Genomic DNA, 25,175 nt, shown 5'->3' with positions numbered 1-25,175 from the left:
CCTTTTCTTTCTTGGGTGGGTGTTGTCAGTGCTGCTGCAGGGGCTTCTTGGAAGTCTCCACGGCGAACAGGACTGCGATGAGGGAAACCAGTGAGGCGGCCACGAGATACCAGCCGGGGGCCAGCTTGCTGTGCGTGAGGCCGATCAGGAGGGTGGCCATGAACGGGGCGGTGCCGCCGAACAGGGCGTTGGAGAGGTTGAAACTGACGGCGAAGCCGCTGTACCGGGTCTTCGTGGGGAAGAGTTCGGCCAGGAAGCTCGGCAGCGTGCCGTCGTTGAGGGTGAGCATGCCGCCCAGGAGGATCTGGACCAGGACGATCACCAGGAAGTTTCCGGAGTCCAGAAGCATGAACGCCGGCACCGTCACCAGCATGAACAGCACGGACGCGGTGATCAGCATCTTCTTGCGGCCGAACCTGTCCGAGGCGATGCCGGTAAGGAAGATGAAGCCGATGTAGCTGGCCAGCGCGATGGTGGTGGCCAGGAACGATTCGCCCGCCCCGAAGCCCAGTTCCTCGGCGAGGTAGGTGGGCATGTAGCTGAGGATGACGTAGAAACCGACCGCGTTCAGCAGCACCGCACCTGTGGCGATGATGAGCTGCCTCCTGTTGTTCCGGAACATGTCCCTGGCGGGTGCCTTCGTTCCTTCCTTGTCCTCGGCGAGGGCGCGGAACGCGGGGGTGTCCTCGAGCTTGGTGCGGATGTACCGGCCGATCAGGCCCATGGGCGCGGCAAGCAGGAACGGCAGGCGCCATCCCCAGTCGTGCAGCTGGCTTTCGCTGAGAGTTGCGGTCAGCAGCGCTGCCAGCAGGCTGCCCAGCAGAAGTCCGGCCGCGGTGCTTGCAGGTACGACGGCGGCATAGAGTCCGCGGCGATGTGCCGGTGCGTACTCCACCAGGAAGGCGGAGGCCCCGGCGTATTCGCCGGAGGCGGAGAAGCCCTGGACGACGCGGACCAGCAGGAGCAGGACCGGCGCCAGGATGCCGATAGTGCCGTAGCCGGGGATCAGGGCGATGCAGAACGTGGCCACGGACATGATGACGATCGACAGTGACAGCGCCTTCCGCCGTCCGAGCCGGTCGCCGATGTGGCCCCAGAAGAAGCCGCCCAGGGGACGGACGAAGAACGATATGGCGAAGACGCCGAAGGTTGCCAGGAGTGCCGTCTGCCGGTCCGCCTCCGGGAAGAAGACCGTGGAGATGATGCCGGCCAGGTAGCCGTAGACGGCGTAGTCGAACCATTCGACGAAGTTGCCGATGAAGCTGGCGGTGATGACCCGGCGCCGGGTGTCCTTGCTGACCTCGTCGCCGGTGTGGGGTGCCTGGTTTGGCTGGCCGCTCAGCTGCGCTGCTGCTCCGGCCGTTTCGGAAGATTGCGATGTCGGGGGTTTCATGTGTCCACCAATGAAATCTCGGGTTGCTTGTGTTGCAACGCTGTTGCACCAGATTAGGCGTGACCCAGTTCACCCGTCAATGGGTATTTTGAACTTCTATGCAAGACTTATCTGCGATCATCGGCGAGCGCCAGCAGGGCGAAGCTGCAAAGAGAGTTGCCTGAACCACAACTCCGTTGCACCGAAAGCTCCGATCCGGGCGCGCCCAGATGAAACGCTCCCTCACTTTTCGTCGCCTTTTCCCCGACGCGTCCTCACCTGGCCCCGGCAAGGTGAGGACGCGTTTGGTAAGAGATGGATGGAGGTGAGGAGGCGTTTGGGTGAAGCGGCCTACCCCCGGGACTAACGGCGCGGCCGGCAGCGTTTTACCAATGAGTCACCTCGACGAACGGGAGCGTGAAGCATGGTCAAGATAGCGGTGGTCGTCGGCAGTACCCGTCCCCAGCGCCGTAGCCGGCAGGTTGCAGACTGGGTGCACTCCCGGGCCGCTGCCAGGGGCGGCGCGGACTTCGAGCTACTCGATCTGGCCGACTACAGCCTTCCGCTGCTGGACGAGCCCATGCCGCCGTCGATGGGCCAGTACTCGCACGAGCACACGAAGGTCTGGGCCGGGGCTATTGCGCGCTTCGACGGCTTCATCTTCGTGACCGCCGAATACAACCATTCGCTTCCCGGGGCCCTGAAGAACGCGCTGGATTACGTCTACGCGGAGTGGAACAACAAGGCCGCCGGATTTGTCAGCTACGGAAGCGCCGGGGGAGTCCGGGCCGTGGAGAACCTCCGATTGATCGCGGCCGAACTGCAGATGGCCACCGTCCGCGCCCAGGTGGCCCTTCCCTTCGCGTCGGAATTCGAAAACTACACCGTCTTCACGCCGACCGATGACGCCGAGGAGGCCTTGAAGCCGCTGCTGGACCAGCTCATCTCCTGGTCCACCGCCCTCAAAACGCTCCGGACCTGACAGGCCCTCCAGCACCGAGTCACGGGGTGATCTCCCAGGCGAACATCATGGCGTGATCTTCGTGGCTCAGGTTGTGGCAATGCCCCACGTAGGGCCCCGTGAAGTCCCTGAAACCGCGGTAGACGATCACCGATTCGCCGGGGTCCAAGGCCACTGTGTCTTCCCCGGAGATGTCATCGGGATGCCCGGGATCCGCTGTCCGCGTGACGTCCTTGCCGTTGCGCATGACCACCTGGTGTTCCTCTTCATGGAGGTGGACCGGATGCACCCAGCCGCCGCCGCCGTTGCGGAGCTCCCAGAGGTTGAAGCTTCCCTTCTTCTGCTGGGCCAGGGGTGAGCGGCCGGCAGGGTTTTTCAGGCTTGCCAGCACGTGCTGCGGGTCAAAGGGTTTGCCGTTGATGAGCCACTCCGTTTCCCCGCCGGCGCTGCCTCGCTGCACCTCGAAGATCAGCCGGTTGTCCAGCATGCTCTGCCAGTTGCTCGGCAGCGGCGGAAGCGCGCGGAGGGTAGCGGGGATCCGGCTGTTGTCCGGAGCCGTGTCGCCGATGACGATCTTGAGGAGCGGTATCTTGTATTTGGGATCAGGCGAGAAGCGCGTTGATGCGGCCCACTTCCGGCCGTTGGGCATTTTCATCACATTGGTGAGGTAGACGACGTCGCCCTTGGTGGTGGGCGTGCCGTCCTGGTACCGGGTGAAATCAACGATCACTTCGCGCCGCTTGGCCGGCCACAGCTCAAAGGAGTTGCGTTTGATCGGGATCGGCAACAGGCCGCCGTCGACCGCGATCTCGTTGAACTGCATGCACTGCTGCCCGTCCTCGATACGGTACTGGCCCTGGAGTTCGTCGCCGTTGTAGCCGAGGGATACGGACGACTTCGGCCCTCTGGTGGAGGTCATCAGCTTGAATTCGTAGATTCGGGCGACCGAGGCGTCCAGGAACCTGAAGCGGTACTTGCGCCGCTTGACCTCCAGGACCGGGAAGGCCGTCCCGTTGACCGTGCATATGTCGCCGACGAAGCCGTGGTTGGGGAAGTGCTTGTAGAAGGTCTTGCCCCACCATTCGGGGTGGGTCGCCGGGTTCTTGGCGGCCGGGAACTCACCCAGCCCGTCGTGGAAGTCCTTATGGATGGTCACGCCGTCGTCGAACCGGAAATCAGTGAAGGCCAGCGGGATGTCGAAGGCGACGTCGAACGAGCCGTCGGGGTTGTTGGTGCGGACCCCCGGCAGCCGCAATCCCCGCCGCTCGTCGCCCATGTCCAGGCCGTTCTTCGGATCGTAAATCGGGTACAGGCCCACCATGCCCTTGTACACATTCGCGCCGGTATGGTCCATCGTGTGGTCGTGGAACCAGAAGAAGCTTTGCTTCGCACTGTCATCGTTACCGGCCGCCCTGTTCAGATACAGGTTGTCAACGAACATCCCGGGCCTGTAGCCGCGGTGCCTGGGCCCGGCAATCATCGAGTAGTGCGGGTTGCCGTCGCTCTCGGGCGCGGTGTGGGAGTTGTGCAGGTGCGTCAGGAATGAGAAGTCCGGGGAACCGAAGTCCTGCCGGTCCAGTTTCAGCGGATTCTCGTCCAGATGGTTCTCGAGCCGCACCAGCACGGGTTTGCCGTACTCCGCGTTAATCCTCGGCCCGGGGAAGGTCCCGTTGTAGCCGTAGATGGTGCTGGGAGGTAATGTCCGCCTGGTGCCCGCCGGGTACGTCTTGCGGTTCGCATCGAAGGAAACCGTCGGGCGGCCATTCGCATTGATCGGCAGCACCTGCGACGTGCTGAATGAGTGGGCCCGCACCAGCAGGTTGATCTTGTAGATGATCGGGTCCGGAAGACCGACGTCGCTCGTCCAGACCTGGTGCCGCTCGTTGCGCAGCGAGTTCTGCTGGCCCGGCCCCGGTCCCGGCGGATTCTTCCAGGCGTTGACCACGGATTTCGGCACGGGGGCCAGCGCTTTCGGTACCACCAGCCTGTCGGTGAAGGGCGAGAGGATCAGGGGGCTCGTGGGAAGCGCCTCAATGTAAAACAGCCCGTCGCCAAGTGCCATGGATGTGGCCGCAAATGCACCATCGGGCGACATCAGGCCCCGTTCTGCCAGGAGCGGACCTGCCCAGGACCGTGCGGCTGCCACTGCTGCCGCGGTACCTCCCGCCGCTCCTAAACGAAGCAGTGTGCGCCGTGCGAGTCCGGTTTTGTTGGCGGATTCTTCAGTCATGGTCTGGCCTCCCTGGCATCGGGCACAAGCCAGTTCAGGCGGCGCCCCTGTCAACCCCAATACGGATTCCGAGACCGCACGCAAACCACGGGAACCTCCTTGTCCCGTGGAATTCCACATTGATTCCCCAAGGCAATTACTTTGCATAACCAACCTTGGAAAAAGGCTGGATCACGGTCCGGGGTACCCGCGCCTGTCCTATGCTGGGGCGAGGTATCGCCGTCGAAATCCCAGGGGGCATTCATGACGCACCGGGCCGCCTCGGGTCTGGCCCTGACGGGCGTGCTTTTGCTTGCGGCATGTTCGACGCCGAAGGGAGAGCCCGTGGTCACCTCGCCTGCGTCTTCGGTCCAGCAGGGAATGCCGACGGCGGTGGTCCAAAGTGCCGGGGGCAAGAAAGCCGTGGTGCACGCCGGAGTGTCGTCCGTCGACGAGGAAAGCGGCCAGCTGCTGGGCAGCCTGGCGGCAGACGGCGGCGGCTGCATTGTGGTCCGGACCCAGAATGGAGATGCAACAACACTGGTCTTCCCGCAGGGCACTACCTTCAAGGGCGAATCACTTGCCCTGCCGGACGGTTCGTCCCTGTCCGAGGGCGCCAAAGTGGTCCTGGACGGTGCGCGCGTCCCGGCCGACGAGAAACTGAGCGTGTGCCCGAACTACGCCAGGCTTTTCTCGGTGGTGACAGCCACCGTCACCCCATAGCGGCAGGATCTGAGGGAGGGGTGGGGGTAAGGCGGCATGGACCCGGAAGAGGGCCCATGCCGCCGTCGTGCCTAACCCCCGGGCTTCAGGGAGGCCAGAATCAGCGAGGCAACGCGTTCGGCTTCAGTGTAGGCCCCGTGAGTACCGGCAGTCTCCGACGTGTAGTCGCCGGCGAAGTGCAGCGATCCAATCGAGCGCTGCAGCTCGGGAAGGGCCTCTGCCCGCTCCGGGCTCAGCAAGGCAAAGCAGTGCTCCCAGGTCTGGGCGTGCACGCCGAGGATCCGGCCGCGGAGCTGGGGTGCCACCGTGTACACGTCCTCCATCCACTGCGCGACCCTTTGCTCGTCGTCGGCAAACCCCGGCAGATAGCCCGAGGAATTGCCGTAGCAGGTCAGCTGGAGGATGTTTGCCTTTGAGGTCTCTTCGGTGCCGCCGGGGACAGGGTTGATGATGGCGTCGAAGGGCATCCCGACGGTCACGATGAAGGCCCAGTCCTTGAACTCCGGGAGCCCGTCAATGTCCGCGACGATGTTCAGCGTTGTGCTGCCGGGGGAGGCGACCCTGTTGAGCGCCGACGTCTTCCAACCGGGAAGGTCCTTGACGACGCCGGGAACCACCGGGGCGGGAACGGCCAGGACCACGTGTTGGGCCGTCAGCTTCGCCTCACGGCCGTCGCCCGTCACCGAAACCTCGTAGCCGCCCTCCTTTTCGAGCAGGGTCACGTCTGTCACCTGGGTGTTGTAGCGGACAGTGCGCTCAGGCAGACGCTTCAGGATGGCCCGCGGAATGGCCTGCATTCCCTCCAGCGCGAAGAGGCGGTTGTTCTTCTCCCGCGCCAGGTAGCTCGCGAAATAGCGGAGCGCATACTTGGCGGAAAGATTGGCGGGGTCGCCCACTGCGCCGCCACGGATCGCCGTCGCAATAATGTCCCGGACTGCCGGCTGCAGGTCAGCGATCCGGTCGGCCACCGTCTCACCCGAAAGCTTGTCTATTTCGCCGGCTGGCGTCCTGTCGTTGACATAGTCCAGGTACTCGGTGAGGGACGTATCGATGAACTTGTTGAGCTCGGTCTTCTCGGACTCGGTGAGATTCAGGCCGGCCACAACATCCTCGTTGGCTTCGGCCACCACGGTCTTGCCGTTGACGTGGATTCCGTACGTCTCCGGGAGGAAGGGCGCGGTCCGGATCCCCAGCTCATTCACGAGCTCTTCTGACTTCGTTCCCTTGTAAACGAACATCGCGCCGGAATTGGCCGACGTTCCGGCAAGCTGCACCGTGTGCGACCGGCCGCCGATGTCCTGGCCGGACTCCAGAATCAGGACATCCAGCCCTGAATCCCGCAGATAGTATGCGGTGCCAAGTCCCGCGGCACCGCCACCAACAATTATCACGTCGTGCAATTTGGCTCCTCTTGGAAAATCAGTTGTAGGTGTCTAGTCGTCGTAGGTGTTGGCGATGTAGACGTCGCAGGGCGCGCTGTGAGCAACGCTGTTGGCCACGCTGCCCAGGACGCGGCCAATGCCCCGCATCCTGCGGTTGCCCACCACAATGAGCCGGGCCTCTTTGCTCAGCGCTTCCCTGATCAGGGCATCCGCCGGCCTGCCGGAGGCGGCAGCGTAGGTGATCCTGATGTCCCCACCCAGCGTGTCAGCCACGGCCCTGGCAACGTGTTCCGCCTTGTCGGCGTCCGAGACCAGCCATTTGCTGCTGCCGGTGCCGAAGACGTCAGAGCGGTCACCGTCGAAGGCTGACACCACGTGGAGGGTCGCGCCCAATGCTGTGGCGAGGTCTCTTGCGGCCTCCGCAGCCTTTCTGGCCGTATCACTGCCATCGACCCCTACAACAACGATTCCGCTCATATGCATGCTCCTTTGCTTGCTTGAATAATCTAGAAGTTAGGGCGCGCCGGCGGCGCCCATAGACCGCCTGCAGGGCGGCGCCGGATGGGACACCCGACGCCGCCCTGTGCAGAACGCGGCTGGCGTCAGAGTTCGCTGGGTGCGCCCGGCTCGCCCACGGCTGCGTCAATCCCGTACTTCTCAAGCAGCTTCTTGATGGTGCCGTTTTCGCGGAGTGTCTTGATGTCCTCGTCCAGGGCCTTGCCGAGCGCGCTGTTCTCGAGGCTGGACGGCAGCATCACCTGACCCACCGCAGCGAACTGGGGGACGTGCGGGTTCGGTTTGACGTCGATCACCTTGGCACCCTCGATGGGGGCGTCCTTGAACCGGTAGTTGGCGGAGGCAGAGGATGCCACCAGCGCATCGATGCGGCCTGCTTTGAGGTCTGAGTAGATCGATTCGTCATCCTGGTAGATCTTGAAGTTGTCTCCGAGCCACTTTTGCATGCTGTCGTTCCAGAGGTTGCCGGCGACCGAGCCAACCTTTTTGCCCTCGAGGTCATTGCTGGTCAGGCCCTTGGTGGAGACGATCGCCTGGGGATCGTTCCACAGAGGCGTGCTCATGTAGACGATCTTGGTGCGCTCCTTCGTGCGGAGCCAGTTTCCCGAGCCGATGTCGACGCGCTTGGACTGCACGGACGGGATGACTGCCCCCGCGCCGCCGGAAGTGCTCACGGTGACTTTGAGGCATTCGAGCTTGGCGATCTCGTTGATCAGGTCACCTTCCATGCCGGTGACATTGTCGCCGTTGAGGATCGTGGCGGGTGCGTAGTCGTAGCTGGCGACGGTGAGCTCGCCTTGGGCCAGGGTTTTGAGGCCGGCATGGGCCGGCTTGCAGTCGGAGGCGACGCTGCTGGTGTCGCTGCCGCCGCAGGCGCTGAGGGAGATGGCGAGCAGGCCGGCGGCGCTGCCGGCGGAAAGTGCGCGCACGAGGGTACGGGGAGTTCGTGACATGGTCGTTCTTTCTTTGTTGTGGTGTGGGCGGAGTGCCCGGGATAAGTGGGAGAGGTTCAGTTGCGTTGGAGGTGGCGGCCGAGGCGCTGTTCCAGTGCCCGGACGAGGCCGAGGAAGACGAGGGTGAGGGAGCCGTAGATCACTGCGGTGAGCAGGTAGACGCTGAGGTATTCGAAGGTGATGGATCCGATTTCGAAGGCCTTGGACATCAGTTCTGGCACGGCGATCACGAACGCCAGGGCGCTGCCTTGGAAGACCAGGACGGCGAGTCCGGCCAGGGGCGGGGTGGAGATCCGGAGCGCTTGGGGCAGGATGATGAGCCGGAATCCGGTCCAGCCGCGCAGGCCTGAGGTGAGGGCGGCTTCTTTTTGCCCCAGCGGGACGGAGGCGATCCCGGCGCGGAAGTATTCGGAGGCGTAGGCGCCGGTGTTCCAGGTCAGCGCGATGATCGCGGTGGTGAGCGAGGTCAGGGTGATCCCGGCGTCGGGGAGGCTGAAGTAGAGCAGGTAGAGCAGCACCAGGGCAGGCAGGCCGCGCCCGATTTCCACGAACAGGAACGAGATCCACTGCAGCGGTGCAACCTTGGCAGCTGCCATCACGGCGAAGAGCAGGCCGAGGGGGAAGCCGAAGAGCAGAGAGAGGCCGGTGAGTTGGAGGCTGACGACGAGTCCCGGGGCGAGGTTGGGCAGCCAGTTGAGCCATTGGTTGAGCAGGTCCATCACGCGACTCCGATCTTCCGGCGCAGGGTGAGGTCGACCCGGCGTGAGACGAGGGCGACGGCGAGGCTGATGACGATGTAGAGCGCCCCGGCGACGATGAACGAGAGCAGACCTTCATGGGTCTGTTTCGCGCTTTGCTGGGCGTAGTAGGTGATTTCGCGGACGCCGATGGTGGAGGCGAGTGCGGAGTCCTTCAAAAGCCCGATACCGTACGTGGCGATGGCGGGCAGCGCGACCCGGAAGGCCTGCGGGGTGATGATGTGCCCGACGGTGGTGATGGTGCTGAGTCCGAGGGCGTGGGCGGCTTCGCGTTGTCCGTCGGGGATGGACAGCAGGCCGGAGCGGTAGATCTCGGCCATGAAGGCGGAGGCGATGATGGAGAAGCCGATGATGGCTGCCTGGATGGTGGTGAGCCGCAGCGAGTACTGGGGCAGGCCGAAGTAGATCAGGAACAGCCAGGTGATGGGCGGGATGACCCGGACGACGTTGATGTAGAGGGTGGCAACGCCGCGGATGACCGGGATGGGGGAGCGGGCGGCGCCGACGAGGACCAGGCCGATGAGCCCGCCGATCAGGAGCGACGCGCCGGTGACGTAGAGGGTGAGTCCGACGCCCTGGGCGATCGAGGACAGCAGTTGCGTAATCACGGTGTCACCGGTCCAGGACGGCTTTGAGGAACTGCCGGGTGCGCTCGTTTTGCGGGTCCGACATCACCTGTTCGCTCGGGCCGATCTCCAGGACGCCGCCGTTGCCCATGACCATGATGCGGTCCGAGACGTCACGGGCGAAGTGCATCTCGTGGGTGACCACGAGCATGGTCATGCCCTCGTCGGCGAGGTCGCGCATGACGGCGAGAACCTCAAGGCCGATCTCGGGATCGAGGGCGGACGTTGGCTCGTCGAAGAGCATGACCTTCGGTGAGAGGGCCAAGGCCCGGGCGATCGCGATGCGCTGCTGTTGGCCTCCGGAGAGGCGGGCGGGATAGGCCTTGGCCTTGTCCGGAAGGCCGACGCGCTTGAGCAGCTTTTCCGCGGTGTCCTGGGCCTGGTCCTTGCTGGCGCCCAGGACCTTGCGCTGGGGAAGGGTGATGTTTTCCATCACGGTCAGGTGCGGGAACAGGTTGAAGCTCTGGAAGACCATTCCGGTCACGCGCCGGAGGTGGTCCAGGCTCGCCTTGTCCGGGAGTTTCCCGCCGGCCACCACGCGGGCTCCGCCGATCTCGATCGTGCCCTCGGTCGGTGTTTCCAGGTAGTTCAGGCAGCGTAGGAACGTGCTCTTGCCCGCCCCCGAAGGCCCGATGATCGAGACCACCTCGCCTTCGTTCATCGCCAGATTCACATCCGACAGCACCCGGGCTGCCCCGTAACTCTTGCCGAGCCCGGAAACCACGACCTCACCAGAGAGCTCGATCCGGGGAGCCTTAGTGCCAAAACTGAAGCTCATTTCATTTCCTTTGAATAGCGGGACTTCCTTGTCCCGGAGGCCGTTCCATTGCGGATGCCGAGCCCTGCAGCAGCGGCTCCCTCGGGCCACGGCTCCAGTCGCACCTCGCTTGCGATGTATGAAGTAGATCACAGCGTCCGACATATAAGCAATACTTTAGGAATATATGTTTTATGTTCCACGACGCCTTAGTTAACGGCAGGCGGGCCATAAACCTTTAAAACTAAAATCTATTGCCCAGTGGTGTGGGTTCGCTTACAGTGGAAGACATCGCCGGGCGTGACCCGCATCACGCCGGCCCATCAGACCCCCACGCAGAACTCCCACGGAGGTAAAAAATGACCGCTCTGACCCTGTCCGGCCAGGTGGCCCTGGTGACCGGAGCCGGCCACGGAATCGGCCGCGCCAGCGCCTTGGCGCTGGCCGAGGCCGGTGCCCTGGTGGTGGCATCCGACATGGACTTTGCGCGCGCCGGCGAAACCGAGCAGCTCATCAAAGACGCGGGCCACAAGGGTGTGGCAGCAGTTGCCGACGTCACCGACGAAAAGGCGATGGCCGCCGTCGTCGATGACATTGTCCGGGCGCACGGCCGGCTGGACGTTGTCCACGCAAACGCCGGCGTGCTCATGGCGGGAACCGCCCTGACCCAGACCCTCGACGAGTGGGACAAGACCTTCCGCGTCAACGTGCGCGGCACGTTCCTCACGGTGCGCGCGGTGCTTCCGCAGATGATCAAGCAGAAGTCGGGCGCGATCATCATCACCGCATCCGTCTCCGGCCTGATCGGGGAGCCGGACCTCGTTGCCTACAACGCCTCCAAGGGCGCGCTGGTGAACCTCACCCGGCAGCTCGCGATTGAGTACGCCAAGGACGGAATCCGCGTCAACGGCGTATGCCCCGGATGGATTGAAACCGGCTTCAACGATCCCGTGCTCGGCCACCTCGACACCGAAGAACTCGATCAGCTCGTCGGGACGCAGGTACCCCTGGGACGCCAGGGGACGCCGGAGGATATCGCCCCGTCCGTGGTGTTCCTCGCGTCGGACTGGGCCCGGTACATCACCGGGCAGCTCCTCCCCATCGACGGCGGCCTGACGTCAATGTAGACGCCGGCCCTTCCGCCCCAACCATCGGCTCAAGACCCAAGGACTTACTGCCATGTCTGTCACCCAACCACAACGGTCCGACGACGAACTCCTCGCCAATCTGGGCTACAAGCCCGAACTGAAGCGCTCCTGGTCCGGATTCTCCAACTTCGCCATCTCCTTCTCCGTCATCTCGATCCTCAGCGGGCCGTTCATCAGCTTCTTCATCGGCTGGAACAACGGCGGCCCCGCTGCCATCAGCTGGGGCTGGCCCATCGTCTGCGCCCTCATCCTGGTGGTGGGTCTGTGCATGGGTGAACTCGTCTCGGCGATGCCCACCTCCGGCGGCATGTACTACTGGGCGGCCAAGCTCGGCAGCCTCCGCTCCAGCTACTTCACCGGCTGGCTGGACTTCCTGGGCCTGCTCGCCATCGTGGCCGCCGTCTCCTACGGCTGCGCCACCTTCATCGACGTGACCCTCTCGTCGTTCAGCTCGGTGTGGGCCGAGGGGTACTCGCTGACCCGCGTGTTCCTGATCTTCATCGGCGTGCTGGTGGTGGTCACCCTGCTTTCGATCTTCTCCAGCCACCTGCTGGCGATCTTCAACAACATCTCGGTCTGGTGGCACGTCATCGGCACCGTGGCGATCATCGCCATCATCATCTTCGTGCCGGAACGCCACGCCAGCATGGCTGATGTGTTCAGCCAGCGGATCAACAACTCAGGATGGTTCGACGGCGCCACCACCGGCATGGGATTCATCTTCCTGGTGCTGCCGCTCGCCGTGATCCTTCCGCAGTTCACCGTCACCGGCTACGACGCCTCCTGCCACATGTCCGAGGAGACCAAGGGCGCCTCCAACTCCGCCGCCAACGGCATCTGGCAGGCCATCCTCTACTCGGCCATCGGTGGCTGGATCCTGCTGCTGGGCATCCTCTTCGCCGTGCAGGACGCCGACGCCGTCACCGCCAGCGGCGGCAGCGTGGTCACCGTGCTCAACCAGGCACTGAGCGGCCCGTGGGTCAGCACCGTGCTGGTGATCTCCACCGTGGGACAGTGCTTCTGCGCCATGGCCTGCATGACCTCCACCACCCGCATGCTGTTCGCCTTCAGCCGCGACGGCGCTGTTCCCGGCGCCCGCCTCTGGACCCGCCTGAACAAGAGCGGCGTTCCGCTGTACAGCGTGGCCCTGGTTGCCGGCCTGGCGATCCTCCTCACCCTGCCTGCCCTGGTTGAAGTGGACATCAACGGCGCACCCGTCCCGGTGGCCTTCAACGCGGTGGTCTCCATCGGCGTCGTCGGCCTGTACCTGGCCTTCGCCATCCCGATCTACCAGCGCCTGCGCAAGGGCTCGTCCTTCCAGCGCGGATCCTGGCACCTGGGCCGCAACTACAAGTGGCTGGGCACCATCGCGGTGGTGGAGATTGCCATCACCACGGTGATCGCCCTCCTGCCGAGCTCCCCGGGCGGCGTCCCGTGGAACCCCGAGTTCGACTGGAAGTTCGTGAACTACACGCCGCTGGTGGTGGGCGGAACCCTGCTGGTGCTGTGGCTGGCTTGGGAGCTCCGGGTCAAGAACACCTACACCGGCCCCCGCCACACGGTGGACCTGCCCAACGGACTCACCTCCGCCGACGAGCTGGAGATCGAGTACGAGGAGCACCACCCGGGCCACCACCACGCAGTCCATGGCGGCGAGCACGAGAAGTCCGACGCCAACCACTAAATCCTGGAATCCGATCACGGGCCCGGCCGCGCGAGAGCGCGGCCGGGCCCTTCGACGCTCTCCCACTTCCTGCCTATTTTTCCCGACGCGTCCTCACCTTTCGTCGGGTTTTTCCCGACGCGTCCTCACGTCCCGCCGTCGTACGTCAAACGCTTCCGCAATTGCCTCTTGCGCATCATCTACTTAGCGTTACTATGTACTGGTAGCTAGTAGTACTAAGTAGCTGGAGGAGGTGTCCGGTGGGCAAGCAGATGACGGAGATGCTCAAGGGGACGCTGGAGGGCATCGTTCTTGCCCTCCTGACCGGGAAGCCGGCGTACGGATACGAAATCACGACGCTGCTCAGGGAAAAGGGCTTTTCCGATATCGCCGAGGGCACGGTTTACGCGCTGCTGGTGAGGATCGAGCAAAAGGGTCTGGTCGACGTCGAGAAGCGTCCGTCAGAGAAAGGCCCCCCGCGCAAGGTGTACACGCTCAACGCCCAGGGCGATGAGTACCTGGAGGAGTTCTGGAAAACATGGAGCTTTCTGGCCCAGCGGCTCGAACAGCTCCGAGGAGGGAATTAGGCATGGCCATGGGATGGATCGAGCAGGTTACGGGCTCGCTCGAACAGAAGAAGCAGTACCGGCAGTACAAAACGCGCGCCAAGCAGCTGCCCGCGAACTACCGCACAGCGATCGATGCTTTGGAGCGGTACCTGACCTACTTCGGGGCCATCACCAAAGGGGAGACCCTGGTGAAGATGCTGGAGGATCTGGCGGACCTGTTCGAGCAGAGCGCGGCGAGCCGAACCCCGATTCGGGAAGTCGTCGGCGACGACCCCGTGGAGTTCGCGGAAACGTTCCTCCAGAACTACTCGGAGGGGCAGTGGATCAACAAGGAACGGAAGCGGCTCAGCGAGACGATCCAGGGGATCATGAAGGAGGAGGAAGTCCCATGAGCATCGGGGCGTCCCGGGACCGCGACCCTGCGATCCGCGTCCAGAGCATGGAGAAGTCCTACAAGGACCTGCAGGTGCTGCGCGGCGTGGACTTCGAGGTGGCACCGGGCAGCATCTTCGCCCTGCTCGGCTCGAACGGCGCAGGAAAGACGACGATGGTGCGGATCCTGTCCACGCTTTCAAGGCCCGACGCCGGCACGGCCACCGTGAACGGATTCGACGTCACCGCGGACCCGCTCCGGGTCCGGGAGTCAGTCAGCCTGACCGGGCAGTTCGCAGCGGTGGACGAGATCCTCTCCGGCCGGGAGAACCTGGTGCTGGTTGCCAGGCTGCGGCATCTGAAGGATCCCGGCAAGGTGGCGGATGACCTGCTGGCACGCTTCGGTCTTGCCGACGCCGGACCGCGGAAGGTGTCCACGTACTCCGGAGGCATGCGCCGCCGTCTTGATATCGCCATGAGCCTCATCGGGCAGCCGAAGGTGATCTTCCTCGACGAGCCGACGACGGGACTCGACCCTGAAGCGCGCCTCGAAGTCTGGCAGGTGGTGCAGGACCTCGCCAAGCAGGGCGCCACCGTGCTGCTCACCACGCAGTACCTCGACGAGGCCGAGCAACTGGCAGACCGGATCGCCATTCTTCACGCGGGGCGGATCATCGCGAACGGCACGCTCGCCGACCTGAAGCAGCTCCTCCCGCCGGTGGAAGTGGAGTACGTCGAAAAGCAGCCGACCCTGGAGGACATCTTCCTGGCGCTGGTGGGGGCCGGCAGCCGCGGCGGGTCAGGCGTCGAACTGAATAGGGGCCGGTCATGAGCAGACACTTCTTCGGGGACACGGCCGTCTTGCTGGGCCGTTCCATGCATCACATCTTCCGCAGCGCGGACACCATCATCACGACGGCGGTCACCCCCATCGCGCTCATGCTGCTGTTCGTCTACGTGTTCGGCGGCGCCATCAGGACGGGCAGCAACAACTATGTTAACTATTTGCTGCCCGGCATCATGCTGATTGCGATCGCCTCGGGCATCGCGTACACCGCAGTCCGGTTGTTCACCGACATGAAGAGCGGCATTTTCGAGCGGTTCCAGTCCATGCCGATCGCACGGTCGTCCGTGCTGTGGGCGCACGTCCTGACGTCGCTGGTTGCGAACGGGCTCTCGCTCGTGATCATTGTGCTGGTGGCGCTGCTGATGGGGTTCCGGACGTCCGCCGGCCCGCTGGAGTGGCTCGCCGTCGTCGGAATCCTCACGCTGTTCACCTTGGCGCTCACCTGGATCGCGGTCATCGCCGGCCTGTCGGCGAAGTCCGTGGACGGCGCCGGCGGCTTCTCCTACCCGCTGATCTTCCTGCCGTTCATCAGTTCGGCTTTCGTCCCCACGGCCACCATGCCGGGTCCCGTCCGGGCCTTTGCCGAGAACCAGCCGGTCACTTCGATCGTCAACACGATCCATGACCTGTTCGCGCAACGGCCGGTCGGCGTCGACATTTGGATCGCCCTGGCATGGTGCCTCGGGATCCTGGTCCTCGCCTACGTCTTCGCGATGGCGGCCTACCGGCGGAAGATCCGCTGAGATTGCTGACCTACAAGGAGCCCCTGCCGCGCCGGCCGTTCCGCGTGGTGGTTGCCGGCGTATCCGGAACCGGCAAGACGACGCTGGCCGGCCGCATCGCCGTCATCATCGGTGCACCCCACATTGAAATCGACGCCCTGTATCACGGCCCGAATTGGGTGCCGCGCGAGTCCTTCCTCGACGACGTTCGCTCGATGGTCGCACAGGACTCGTGGACAACGGAGTGGCAGTACAGGGCCGCCCGTCCACTCGTGACCGAGCGCGCCGACCTGGTTGTGTGGCTCGATCTGCCATTCTGGACAACGACGCTCCCGCGCCTCGTGCGTCGAACGCTGCGCCGCCGTCTTAGGCGGGAAATCCTCTGGAACGGTAACACCGAGCCGCCACTCCGCACATTCTTCACCGACCCTGACAACATTGTCCGGTGGGCGATCTCCACACACTTCAAGTACCGCGCCAAGATCCTGGCCCTCGAGACGGCAGCGCCGCACGTGACAGTAGTCAGGCTGCGTTCTCAGCGGGAAGTGGAGCGGTGGCTTGCAGGGCCACTCCGGTGCGCGTTGGACGGCAACGCCCTGTAGGGCACGTCCGCCTTTGAAGCCTGCGGCATGACAACCGCGCCAGGCTTTAGAAGGGCGGCGCTGCATTCAAGGTGAGAGCGGACCGCGGATGACACGCAGCGCGAGGTCGATGTCGCCGTCGAGCACTGCCGTGTCAGCAAGGCTGCAGCGGCCCCAGAGGCCCAGGTACATCTCCCGCGGCGCCGCGGTGACCGACGCCGCGGCGTCGCCAGTGCCGAAAGTCCAGGCCGTTCCGCCGGGCACGTGGAAGGTAACCCCCCTTCCCGGGTCGGCAATCCGCTGCAGCCGGACCTGCCGCGGGGCGAACATCGCCAGGGCCTCGTCGACGCCGTCGAGCATGAAGTCCTCGGCGAACTCCGGGTTCGGCAGGCCGGACGCCTGGTGGGCATCGACAAGGTGGATGGCGTGTTCGTGGGCCTGCCGGCGAAGCCAGAAACCGGCCGTGCGCGGGGGAGGGCCGAAGTTCCAGCACGGCGCCGCGGGGTCCAGGGAATTCATGGCGGCCAGGAAATCCTGAGCCCCGTCGAGGAACCAGGCTGCTGCGTTCTCTGCGGGCGGCGCCTGTTCCTCGACGTACTTGCCGGCCCGGACAACAGCAGCTGCCCACCGTTCGATCGAGCCGAGATGGCCGAAAAGGGCATCCAGAGTCCAGCCCGGGCAGGCCGGAACCGAACGGCCCAAAGTGTTCTCAGGCTGCCGGGCAAGCGCTTTGAGGGCGTCAACGTTGCGGGAGAGTTCAGAGAGGTGGCGTTGGGGCAGCATGGGTCGAGCATATCCAGACCGGAGGTGAGGACGCGTTGGGGTTTGGGCGGCGGGAGGTGAGGAAGGGTTGGGTTTGAGGCGGCGGGAGGTGAGGAAGGGTTGGGTTTGAGGCGGCGGGAGGTGAGGGAGGGTCTGCAGTACTAGGGGAGCCGGGCCAGGCGGGTTGCCAGGTGCAGGCCTACGAGGCGGCCGGTTCCCCGAGGGTCGCCGCCGCAGAGGTCGAAGATGCGCTGCAGCCGGTGGTACATCGACTGCCGTTCCAGGTGCAGCTCGCGTGCCGCCTGCGCCGTATTGCAGCCGGAATCCAGCCACACCGTCAGCGTGTGCAGCAGCTGCGAGTTGCGCTGCTCGTCGTGCTCGAGGATCGGCCCCAACGTCCGCCGGACAAAGTCGTGGCGGGCACCGGCGTCGATGCTCTCGGCAGCCAGGCGCTCGGCCCCAAACGCATCCGCGTCCCGCACCTGCCGGGGACCGCCGGCCGAGCGGCCCGCCCGCGGGGCCAGGTCCAGCGTCCGCCGAGCCTCCGCCATGGACCAGGCAGCCTCACCGATGCCCTGACCCAGCGGTCCGACGGCGACCGCCGAACCTTCCGGGACCTCAAGGTTCCCCAGCGCCTCGACCAGGGACACGCGTGCGCACCGGGTTCCCTTGCGGGGGAGACCGGCCAGCGCGATGAGCTCCAGCTTGTCGGCGTAGCTCGCGGCGTGCGGAACCGACCCCGCGAGCACAGAGTCCAGCGCCGGGCGCAGCCGGCCGGAGGCAGCGGAACGGATCATGACGGCGGCCACCGGACCGTCGATGGCGAATCCCGCCGCCGCTCCCAGCTGCTCGAGCCGCCACGGCTGGGCGCCGGAATGGACGGCACGCATCAGCTCCGCGCCCGCCAGTTCCTTCAGCCCCGGCGGCATCCGCTGCAGCAGTGCCAGTCCCAGAATGTCGACGGACCGTTCGCCCGCCACCCGGATGAACGTCGGGTCGATGCCTTCGGGCAGCTCCAGCTCGAGCCGGGCAGCCAGCACGCCGCGGACCGGAACGTCGACCGCCGTCGTACTGAGCGCCGTCGTACTCACCGTTCCGGAACCAACTGTCCCCAAACCGCCGGCGCCAATAACGCCGTCGGAATCCCCGCCGTCGGGCCCGCCACCACCACCGCCCGCGCCGCCGCCAACGCCGGCACTCCCCAGCGTCAGCCCCGCCGGCGACACCAGGCGGACGCCGGTTCCGGTCTGCCCGGCGAGCACGGCGAGCACCTCGTCCAGCCCGCCGCCGTGGGCGAGTTCGGCGGCCATGGCGTGGCTGATCTCGTCGCCGCGCTGCAGCAGCTCCACGGACTGGCCCACCAGGATCGAGTTGATTTCCTGCATGATGCCCACGAAAGGCGCCACCTTGCGGAGCTCGAACAGCGGCAGACCGTTCGACTCGGCCGCCACCAGCATCGACTCGGGAATCTCGGGCAGCACCGGGCCGGTCTCGATCGCCACGGCAGCGACGCCGCGCCCGGCGAGCTCGCGCACGTAGTCCACACGCCGCTGGTCGCTTGCCGTGGCCAGGGCCTGCCCGCCGCTGAGGAGGAGCTCGCCGCCGCGCAGCAGGGGAGCGATGTCCAGGACCTCGCTGGAGTGCACCCACCGCACCTGCCGGCCGGCCACTGCGGACGGGGCGGCGCGCAGGAGCGGGTCAGCCGCCTGGACGCTCCGGTGCTTCAGGACGTCTTCGAGGAACACTGATCTTACACTCCGTCATAGGCAAGGGAATTCTGCTAGACAGATCGTACCTTGTTGCTGTGATGGAGCGCACATACGCTTAATTCACCCCTTCTTCACGGAGGCTCTTCTTCCTCACACGGAGGCTTTTCCGATGCACAATCCCTCAACACCGCAGTCCGGGCCCGCAATGGAGCAGGCCGAGGACTTCGAAGCCTGGCTCCAGCCGATTCCGGAAACCGCGCGCACCCGCAAGGTGTCCGGCCAGTTCTGGATCTGGGCCGGCGCAAACCTCGCCCCGATCAACTGGGTTCTCGGCGCCCTCGGCATCAACCTGGGCCTTGGCTTCGCCGACACCGTCACCGTCCTGGTCCTGGGCAACCTGATCGGCATGCTGCTGTTCGGCTGCTTCGTCCTGCTGGGCCAGAAGACCGGCGCCACCGGCATGGTCCTGGCCCGCGCCGCTTTCGGCCGCCGCGGCAACTACCTCCCGGCCGCCATCCAGGCGCTGCTGGTGGTGGGCTGGTGCGCCGTCAACACCTGGATCATCCTGGACCTGGTCATGGCGCTCTTCGGCACCCTCGGTTGGGTGGATCCGGCCGCCCACAACTACGCCTGGAAGATCGGCGTCGCCACCTTCATCATGGCCGCCCAGGTTGCCATCGCGTGGTTCGGCTACAAGGCCATCGCCGCCTTCGAAAAATGGACGGTGCCGCCCACCATCATCATCCTGGTGGTCATGTCCGCCGTCGCCTGGTTCGGACTCAAGATCGACTGGACCTACGCCGGCCCCGCGGGCCACATCCTGGAAGGCTCGGAACGGATCGCCGCGATGAGTGCCGTGATGACGGCCATCGGCATCGGCTGGGGCATCACCTGGTTCACCTACGCCGCCGACTACTCCCGCTTCGTCAGCAAGACTGTCCCCAAAAAGAAGGTCTACCTCGCCTCCGTCCTGGGCCAGTTCATCCCGGTCGTCTGGCTCGGCGTCCTCGGCGCCAGCCTCGCCACCAACAGCGGCGAAGTGGACCCCGGCAAGCTCATCGTGCAGAACTTCGGCGCCATGGCGCTGCCCGTGCTCCTGATGGTGCTGCACGGCCCCATCGCCACCAACATCCTCAACATCTACACCTTCTCCGTGGCCACGCAGGCGCTCGACATCACCGTCAGCCGCCGCAAGCTCAACCTGTTCGTCGGCGCTTTCTCGCTCATCGCCGTCGTCTTCTTCATCTTCCAGGAGGACTTCGCCTCCGTGCTGGATGCGTGGCTGATCGGCCTGGTGGCCTGGGTGGCCGCCTGGGGCGGAGTGATGCTGGTGCACTTCTTCTGGCTGGAGCGGCGCTGGCCCGGCAACGTGGAACGGCTGTTCGACGCCGTCGGAACGCGCCGCCTGCCCGTGGTCAACTGGGCCGGCGTGACGTCGCTGCTCGCCGGCATCGTGGCCACGTGGCTGTTCATGTACGGACTCATCCCGATCATGCAGGGCCCGATCGCCGTGGCCCTGGGCGGCTGGGACCTCTCCTGGCTGGCCGGCGGACTCACCAGCGCGGCTGTGTACGCGGTACTCGGCCCCCGGCTGCACCGGCCGTACGTGACGGTGACGTCCGACGGCGGCTCCACCGCCGCTGCTGTCAGCGCACCTGACGCTGGGGCACCCCAGCCCGTTCCCGCCGTCGAGCTCTAACCACACTTACTACCAACACGAAAGGAACCCGGCATGAGCCCCAGCGCCGTCGCGGATTCCCAGCACCCCATCACCTGGCCTGCCGGCTTCACCGCGGCCGCGTCCTTCACCTTCGATGTCGACGCCGAATCCTGCGTCATTGCGCACGACCCCGCCAGCACGCGGCGGATGTCCCTCATGAGCCACCAGTCGTACGGGCCCAAGGTTGCGGTGCCGAGGCTGCTGCAGATCCTGGCCCGGCAGGAGGTCCGCGGGACGTTCTTCATCCCCGGATTCACGGCCGAAAGCTACCCGGACGTGGTGCGGCAGATCGTCGACGGCGGACATGAGGTGGCGCACCACGGCTACCTGCACGAGCCGATGCAGGGGATCGACGCCGCGACGGAGGCTTCGTATCTGGACCGCGGGCTCGAGGCGCTCGAGAAGGTCGCCGGGATCCGGCCGGTGGGGTACCGGGCGCCGTGGTGGGAACTGAACTGGCACTCGCCGGCGCTCCTGGCGGACCGCGGCTTCCTTTACGATTCCAGCCTGCTCGACGGCGACGCACCGTACCGGATGTCTGTTGGTTCGGGTTCTCCCTCTGGTTCCGGGGACAGCCGCGACATTGTGGAGATCCCCGTGGACTGGACGCTGGACGACTGGGAGCAGTACGCGTTCTACCCGGGGGTGACCGGCAGCGGCGTGATCGAAAGCCCGGCCAAGGTGCTGGAGATGTGGACGCTTGAGGCGCAGGCGCACCATTCGCAGGGGAGCTGCTTCGTGCTCACCAACCACCCGTTCATATCGGGCCGGCCGTCCAAGGCGGTGGCCCTGGAACAGCTCATCGAACGGGTCAAGGGCATGGACGGCATGTGGGTGACAACGCTCGAGCAGATCGCGGAGCACACCAAGGCCACTGTTGCCGAGGTCCACACCCACGCCCGGATCGACGTGCCTGTTGCTCCCGGTTTCGGAGCCCGCTTCAAGCCCGGCCAGGTGCAGGTGCCCGCGCTGAGTTAGCCCTGCTTGGGTAGGCGCGAACGGACACTTGTGGCCCCTCAGATGAGGGGCGCGAAGTGTCCGTTCGCGCTTCGTGGTTTTCTGCACGCGCGTCGCAGCGGAGCTGGGATGACCGAACTGCAATGATCGGACCATGAGCACAGTTGGCGGCACGGGGCACCAGGCATCGAATTTCAACCGGCCGGCGCATCATTCGCGGCTCCGGTTGCTGGTGATGGCCGTCGTCGGCCTGGCGACGGCCATGGCCGTGGGGCTCCTGCAGTCGTGGATCTATGCGCCGGCCATGGGCTGGGCGGCCGCGTCCGCCACGTACCTGGTCTGGGTCTGGGCCATCATCGCGCGCCTGCAGTCAGCGGCGACGGCGGCCCATGCCCGGCGCGATGATCCCGGCCGGGCCGCCTCCGACGCCCTGGTGCTGGCCGCCACGGTGGCCAGCTTCGGCGGCGTTGCCCTGATCCTCGTGGACGCCTCGAACAGCGAAGGCGGCGCCAAAGCGGGCATCATCGCCCTCGCGCTGGGGAGCGTGGCGCTGTCCTGGTTCCTCGTGCACACGCTCTACACCCTGCGCTATGCCTCCATCTACTACCGCGACAAGACCGGGGTCGATTTCAACGAGGACAAGCCGCCGCGCTACATGGACTTCGCCTACCTGGCCTTCACCGTGGGCATGGCCTACCAGGTCTCGGACACCGACCTGAAAACCGACGCAGTCCGCAGCACGGTGCTCCGGCATGCGTTGCTGTCCTATCTGCTGGGCGCGATCGTGCTGGCGACGCTCATCAACCTGGTCTCCGGCCTGGTTCACTGAGGGCACGGTTCACCGATTGCCAAAAAGGGCCGCTCCGGAGCCGTTCAAGCGGCCCTTTTGGCAAACAGAGTCCCACGCTTCGGCCGCACCTCGCCGGCAGCCCGTTTACTTCCCGGCCTTCACCGTGAGCACCTTCAGGGCGGCGGCGTTGACCTCGGCGGCGAACGCGGGATTGTGCTGGGCGAGCTGCAGCACGGCGGTGTACATGGTTGGAATGGCGCGGGGGTTCGCGCACAGCAGCATGGTCCCGCCGGCATTGATGAAGCTCGTAGCCCGCGTGCCGAGGGACCAAGGCGCCAACTGCGCCGCGTTGCACAGGTCATCGGACAGGACGACGCCGGTGAAGTGCAGATCCGAGCGCAGCATCGTGCGCATGATCGCCGGGGAGAACGGCGCGATGCGGCCGGGGTCGATGCGCGTGTAATAGGCGCTGGAGACCATGACCCACCGTGCGCCGGCGTTGATGGCAGTGCGGAACGGCAGCAGGTAGGGATCGGTCCGCGTGGTGACGGTGTCCTTGACGTTGCGGCTGGTGTCCGTATTCAGAACCACCCGGCCCAGTCCCGGAAAATGCTTGACCACAGGCGCGATGCCTGCCTGGCGCATTCCTGCCGCGAAGGCACCACCGTGGGCAGAGACCGTCTGCGGCGTGAACCCGTATTCGCGGGCAAAGAATCCGATAGGCGCGTTGTACGGCGCGAACTGTCTGCTCGGCACGGTGTCCAGTACCGGCGCCAGGTTCACGGTGAGTCCGGCCGCGCGCAGCTGTCTGCCCCAGACGCGGGCGTTTGCCTGGAGGACCGCCGTCGTCTGTGTTCCCTGGGACAGCGCTGTGGGGATCGCGGAGAATCCCGGGCCGCTGAGGACTTGGACCAGGCCGCCCTCCTGGTCGGTCGCCACGGCAAGCCGGATGCCGCCCGTGGTAGCTGCCGACACGGTGGCGGTCATTCGTCGGACAACGGCTGCCGTCGCTGCAGTGCCCGCACGGCTGCGCCCCGCAAGATACACACTGCCGACGTGGAATCCGGTCAGGGCGGAGATGGTGTTGGCGTCCGCGCCGGTGGCCGCGGCCGCGACCATGAACAGCTGGCCGACCCGCTGCGCCAGAGTGAGCCGCGCGAGCTGCTGCGCCGGGGTGGGTGCGGCTGTCACGGCGGCGGCATGGCGGACGACGGCGGTCCGGGCAGTGCGGGGGACAGCTGCGGGCCGGCTTGCCTCGGGTTGACTTTGTGCGGGCCGGCTTGCGGCCGGCGCGGGCCGGCTTGCCTCGCGAACCAACTCGGCCCCGGCTGCCCGCAGGGATGGTGCCGCGGACTGGGACCCGCTTGCCGTGGACCGGGCCGGGCCCCCCGCCGCAGACAGAGCAAGCAAAAGTGCGGCTCCCAGGACTGCCAATTTACTCAGATGACGCATGTTCACACGGCCTTGCAGGGAATCTCATATATCAACGAGAGTACGCTGTTTCCGCCGCGCCGGAGCTGCCGGCAGTGCGCATCGATTTGCCAGGAACGGCCGCCTGGAAGCGCTCCGGGCGGCCATTTTTGGCTAACCGGCAAAACGGCGAACGAAACGGGCAAACCCGGCGAAGCCCAGGCAAAAGGAGGTCAGCCGGCCGACTTGGCTTTCAGCTTGGCGTACACCACGTAGTTGTCGTTGAAGAGTCCGGTCGCCGGATCGTACCCGTCGCAGGTGATGAGCCGCAGCTCCGGGCCCTTGGTGTTGCCGTAGACCTCGAATGTGGGGAAGTTGTTCTTGCCGTAGGCCGCGGCCCTGGTCACGGTGAAGACGGCGGTGCTGCGGTCCGCGCGGTGCACCGTGATTTCCGCGCCGGGCCTGAGGCCGCGGAGGTTGGCGAAGACGCCCGGCCCGCCGTCGGTGGCGTTGACATGGCCCAGCATCACAGCCGGTCCGGTTTCCCCTGGCGACGGCGACCCCGAGTACCAGCCGGCGGGTGCGCCCGGACCGTCCGGCGGCACCTGCAGGGATCGGTTCTGTCGCAGCCCCAGCTTCACCAGTGGCGACTGGACTCCGATGGCAGGAACCGTGACACTCACCGGGGCGGGGGCCGGCCGGGCAGGGGAGGGGACCTTCGCCGCGGGGGCGACGGCCGCCGTCGTACTTTTGGAAGGTGACGGCGACGTCGATGGCGGAACCGCGGCGGACTGCATAGCCGACGGTGTATCCCCGGCAGGTGCCGACGACGGCGCCGCCGTTCCGCAGCCGCCCAGGATGAGACTGCCCAGCAGCAGGGCAGCAGCGGAAGTCATGCGGCGGCGCGCGGCAGGCTTGGCGCTGGGGGAATTCATGCTCAATGGTGCTCTTTCCAGCAGGCCAGGATGGTGGTGGCCACCTGGTAGGCGAAGTCTGTGCGCGTCACCTTCTGGGGGCCGACGGCGGCGGGCAGTCCGGTGGCGTCGACGTGCAGGGTGCTGCTGTCCTTGAGGAAGAGGACGGACCCGTCGTCGGTCTGCGCCGCCGGGAAGCCGAGGTTGGCCAGGCCCGTGAGGGGTGCCGCTTGAAGCTTTTCCTGAAGGGCGTCGAAAGATTTGCGTGCCGAGGCGGGGGCGGGGGATTCCTTCACGGAGATCACGAGCGGGCCGTCGGCCAGGTGGTAAGTGCAGGTGTAGGTGGCGTCCGCCCAGCTGTCCACAGTGTGCGGGGCCTGCTGCAGGGCGAGGATGGTGGAAATGTCGTCCTTGGTTTCCTGCGAGCAGATCATCTTGGATGCCTCGGAAGGGCCGGCTGCTGCGCGTGCTGCGTGCTGCTCGCCCGGGTGCTTGGCCGCTGCGCTCGACGGCGGCGGTGCCGCCGCGGTTGCGGCCGCCGACTCGGACGGACTGGTGCTTCCTGCGGCCGCGGCGCAGCCGGACAGCAGCAGCGAAGCCAGGGCCATAGAGACCACGGTATGGGTGCGTGATTTCAATGCTGTGTTCATTCTCGCGTCCTGTTCTGGTACGGCCATCGGCAGGGAGGTGCAGTGCCGCGGACCCTGCAACGGGGACGGGCAGGATGCCGGCGGCCGCGGACGCCCCCACGGCG

25 protein-coding genes are annotated in these 25,175 nt (G+C 65.7%); 12 read left to right on the top strand and 13 right to left on the bottom strand.

Annotated features, from left to right (window positions below):
- Window positions 1-25: 25 nt before the first annotated feature.
- On the bottom strand, window positions 26-1,393 hold the full coding sequence (locus ACFRAH_RS12575) for an MFS transporter (RefSeq protein ID WP_377991213.1): 1,368 nt from the start codon (window positions 1,391-1,393) through the stop codon (window positions 26-28).
- Window positions 1,394-1,796: 403 nt separating this feature from the next.
- Here ACFRAH_RS12575 and ACFRAH_RS12570 point away from each other — a divergent pair, with 403 nt between their 5' ends.
- Window positions 1,797-2,354 carry an NADPH-dependent FMN reductase gene (locus tag ACFRAH_RS12570; RefSeq protein ID WP_377991212.1) on the top strand — a complete coding sequence of 186 codons (558 nt, stop codon included), beginning with the start codon at window positions 1,797-1,799 and terminating at the stop codon, window positions 2,352-2,354.
- 19 nt (window positions 2,355-2,373) lie between these two features.
- Here the strand turns inward: ACFRAH_RS12570 and ACFRAH_RS12565 are convergent, their stop codons facing one another.
- Window positions 2,374-4,563 carry a multicopper oxidase family protein gene (locus tag ACFRAH_RS12565; RefSeq protein ID WP_377991211.1) on the bottom strand — a complete coding sequence of 730 codons (2,190 nt, stop codon included), beginning with the start codon at window positions 4,561-4,563 and terminating at the stop codon, window positions 2,374-2,376.
- Window positions 4,564-4,806: 243 nt separating this feature from the next.
- Here ACFRAH_RS12565 and ACFRAH_RS12560 point away from each other — a divergent pair, with 243 nt between their 5' ends.
- Window positions 4,807-5,265, top strand: a complete 459-nt coding sequence (locus ACFRAH_RS12560; protein WP_377991210.1) for a hypothetical protein — start codon at window positions 4,807-4,809, stop codon at window positions 5,263-5,265.
- A 71-nt stretch (window positions 5,266-5,336) separates the two neighbouring features.
- Here ACFRAH_RS12560 and ACFRAH_RS12555 read toward each other — a convergent pair whose 3' ends face one another.
- The 6 genes from ACFRAH_RS12555 to ACFRAH_RS12530 all read right to left on the bottom strand — a co-directional run bounded on the left by ACFRAH_RS12555 (window position 5,337) and on the right by ACFRAH_RS12530 (window position 10,278).
- Complete coding sequence (locus ACFRAH_RS12555) at window positions 5,337-6,656, bottom strand: flavin monoamine oxidase family protein (RefSeq protein WP_377991334.1); 1,320 nt, start codon at window positions 6,654-6,656, stop codon at window positions 5,337-5,339.
- 42 nt (window positions 6,657-6,698) lie between these two features.
- Window positions 6,699-7,124 (bottom strand): universal stress protein, encoded by a 426-nt coding sequence (locus tag ACFRAH_RS12550; protein WP_377991209.1) that lies wholly within the window; start codon window positions 7,122-7,124, stop codon window positions 6,699-6,701.
- Between the two features lie 125 nt (window positions 7,125-7,249).
- Window positions 7,250-8,116 (bottom strand): substrate-binding periplasmic protein, encoded by an 867-nt coding sequence (locus ACFRAH_RS12545; protein ID WP_377991208.1) that lies wholly within the window; start codon window positions 8,114-8,116, stop codon window positions 7,250-7,252.
- A gap of 56 nt (window positions 8,117-8,172) precedes the next feature.
- A complete protein-coding gene (locus tag ACFRAH_RS12540; RefSeq protein ID WP_377991207.1) occupies window positions 8,173-8,835 on the bottom strand; it encodes an amino acid ABC transporter permease in 663 nt (220 codons plus the stop codon).
- Window positions 8,835-9,482: an amino acid ABC transporter permease gene (locus tag ACFRAH_RS12535; RefSeq protein ID WP_377991206.1), complete on the bottom strand. Its 648-nt coding sequence runs from the start codon at window positions 9,480-9,482 to the stop codon at window positions 8,835-8,837. The genes ACFRAH_RS12540 and ACFRAH_RS12535 overlap by 1 nt, the downstream gene beginning before the upstream one ends.
- A 4-nt stretch (window positions 9,483-9,486) precedes the next feature.
- Window positions 9,487-10,278: an amino acid ABC transporter ATP-binding protein gene (locus ACFRAH_RS12530; protein WP_377991205.1), complete on the bottom strand. Its 792-nt coding sequence runs from the start codon at window positions 10,276-10,278 to the stop codon at window positions 9,487-9,489.
- A 338-nt stretch (window positions 10,279-10,616) separates the two neighbouring features.
- Here ACFRAH_RS12530 and ACFRAH_RS12525 point away from each other — a divergent pair, with 338 nt between their 5' ends.
- The 7 genes from ACFRAH_RS12525 (at window position 10,617) to ACFRAH_RS12495 (ending at window position 16,180) form a co-directional block, all read left to right on the top strand.
- Window positions 10,617-11,384, top strand: a complete 768-nt coding sequence (locus tag ACFRAH_RS12525) for an SDR family NAD(P)-dependent oxidoreductase (protein ID WP_377991204.1) — start codon at window positions 10,617-10,619, stop codon at window positions 11,382-11,384.
- A 52-nt stretch (window positions 11,385-11,436) separates the two neighbouring features.
- Window positions 11,437-13,089: an amino acid permease gene (locus ACFRAH_RS12520; RefSeq protein ID WP_377991203.1), complete on the top strand. Its 1,653-nt coding sequence runs from the start codon at window positions 11,437-11,439 to the stop codon at window positions 13,087-13,089.
- 239 nt (window positions 13,090-13,328) lie between these two features.
- Window positions 13,329-13,655, top strand: a complete 327-nt coding sequence (locus ACFRAH_RS12515) for a PadR family transcriptional regulator (protein ID WP_377991202.1) — start codon at window positions 13,329-13,331, stop codon at window positions 13,653-13,655.
- 2 nt (window positions 13,656-13,657) lie between these two features.
- Window positions 13,658-14,029, top strand: coding sequence for a DUF1048 domain-containing protein (locus tag ACFRAH_RS12510; RefSeq protein WP_377991201.1), 372 nt, complete (start codon window positions 13,658-13,660; stop codon window positions 14,027-14,029).
- Window positions 14,026-14,841, top strand: coding sequence for an ABC transporter ATP-binding protein (locus tag ACFRAH_RS12505; RefSeq protein WP_377991200.1), 816 nt, complete (start codon window positions 14,026-14,028; stop codon window positions 14,839-14,841). Before ACFRAH_RS12510 ends, ACFRAH_RS12505 begins: the two co-directional genes overlap by 4 nt.
- The gene (locus ACFRAH_RS12500) at window positions 14,838-15,599 is read left to right on the top strand and encodes an ABC transporter permease (protein ID WP_377991199.1); all 762 of its coding nucleotides are present in this window, start codon (window positions 14,838-14,840) and stop codon (window positions 15,597-15,599) included. Before ACFRAH_RS12505 ends, ACFRAH_RS12500 begins: the two co-directional genes overlap by 4 nt.
- Before the next feature lie 2 nt (window positions 15,600-15,601).
- Complete coding sequence (locus tag ACFRAH_RS12495) at window positions 15,602-16,180, top strand: AAA family ATPase (RefSeq protein ID WP_377991198.1); 579 nt, start codon at window positions 15,602-15,604, stop codon at window positions 16,178-16,180.
- A gap of 66 nt (window positions 16,181-16,246) precedes the next feature.
- Here ACFRAH_RS12495 and ACFRAH_RS12490 read toward each other — a convergent pair whose 3' ends face one another.
- Both ACFRAH_RS12490 and ACFRAH_RS12485 read right to left on the bottom strand, forming a co-directional pair.
- Window positions 16,247-16,942, bottom strand: coding sequence for a maleylpyruvate isomerase family mycothiol-dependent enzyme (locus tag ACFRAH_RS12490; RefSeq protein ID WP_377991197.1), 696 nt, complete (start codon window positions 16,940-16,942; stop codon window positions 16,247-16,249).
- Window positions 16,943-17,082: 140 nt separating this feature from the next.
- Complete coding sequence (locus ACFRAH_RS12485; protein ID WP_377991196.1) at window positions 17,083-18,666, bottom strand: PucR family transcriptional regulator; 1,584 nt, start codon at window positions 18,664-18,666, stop codon at window positions 17,083-17,085.
- Between the two features lie 133 nt (window positions 18,667-18,799).
- On the opposite strand from ACFRAH_RS12485, the gene ACFRAH_RS12480 reads away from it, so the two are divergent.
- From ACFRAH_RS12480 to ACFRAH_RS12470, 3 genes are all read left to right on the top strand, one after another.
- Window positions 18,800-20,329 carry a purine-cytosine permease family protein gene (locus ACFRAH_RS12480; RefSeq protein ID WP_377991195.1) on the top strand — a complete coding sequence of 510 codons (1,530 nt, stop codon included), beginning with the start codon at window positions 18,800-18,802 and terminating at the stop codon, window positions 20,327-20,329.
- Between the two features lie 33 nt (window positions 20,330-20,362).
- On the top strand, window positions 20,363-21,328 hold the full coding sequence (locus ACFRAH_RS12475) for a polysaccharide deacetylase (RefSeq protein WP_377991194.1): 966 nt from the start codon (window positions 20,363-20,365) through the stop codon (window positions 21,326-21,328).
- Window positions 21,329-21,461: 133 nt separating this feature from the next.
- The gene (locus ACFRAH_RS12470) at window positions 21,462-22,136 is read left to right on the top strand and encodes a DUF1345 domain-containing protein (protein WP_377991193.1); all 675 of its coding nucleotides are present in this window, start codon (window positions 21,462-21,464) and stop codon (window positions 22,134-22,136) included.
- A gap of 105 nt (window positions 22,137-22,241) precedes the next feature.
- On the opposite strand, the gene ACFRAH_RS12465 is transcribed toward ACFRAH_RS12470, so the two are convergent.
- The 3 genes from ACFRAH_RS12465 to ACFRAH_RS12455 form a co-directional block, all read right to left on the bottom strand.
- Window positions 22,242-23,288, bottom strand: coding sequence for a glycoside hydrolase family 3 N-terminal domain-containing protein (locus tag ACFRAH_RS12465; protein ID WP_377991192.1), 1,047 nt, complete (start codon window positions 23,286-23,288; stop codon window positions 22,242-22,244).
- Between the two features lie 452 nt (window positions 23,289-23,740).
- Complete coding sequence (locus tag ACFRAH_RS12460) at window positions 23,741-24,442, bottom strand: class F sortase (protein ID WP_377991191.1); 702 nt, start codon at window positions 24,440-24,442, stop codon at window positions 23,741-23,743.
- Window positions 24,443-24,444: 2 nt separating this feature from the next.
- Complete coding sequence (locus ACFRAH_RS12455) at window positions 24,445-25,071, bottom strand: hypothetical protein (protein ID WP_377991190.1); 627 nt, start codon at window positions 25,069-25,071, stop codon at window positions 24,445-24,447.
- Window positions 25,072-25,175 lie beyond the last annotated feature (104 nt).

The sequence above is a fragment of the Arthrobacter sp. NPDC056727 genome, from assembly GCF_042790555.1.
Taxonomy (GTDB): Bacteria; Actinomycetota; Actinomycetes; order Actinomycetales; family Micrococcaceae; genus Arthrobacter.
This window is presented reverse-complemented; position numbering and strand designations above follow the sequence as displayed.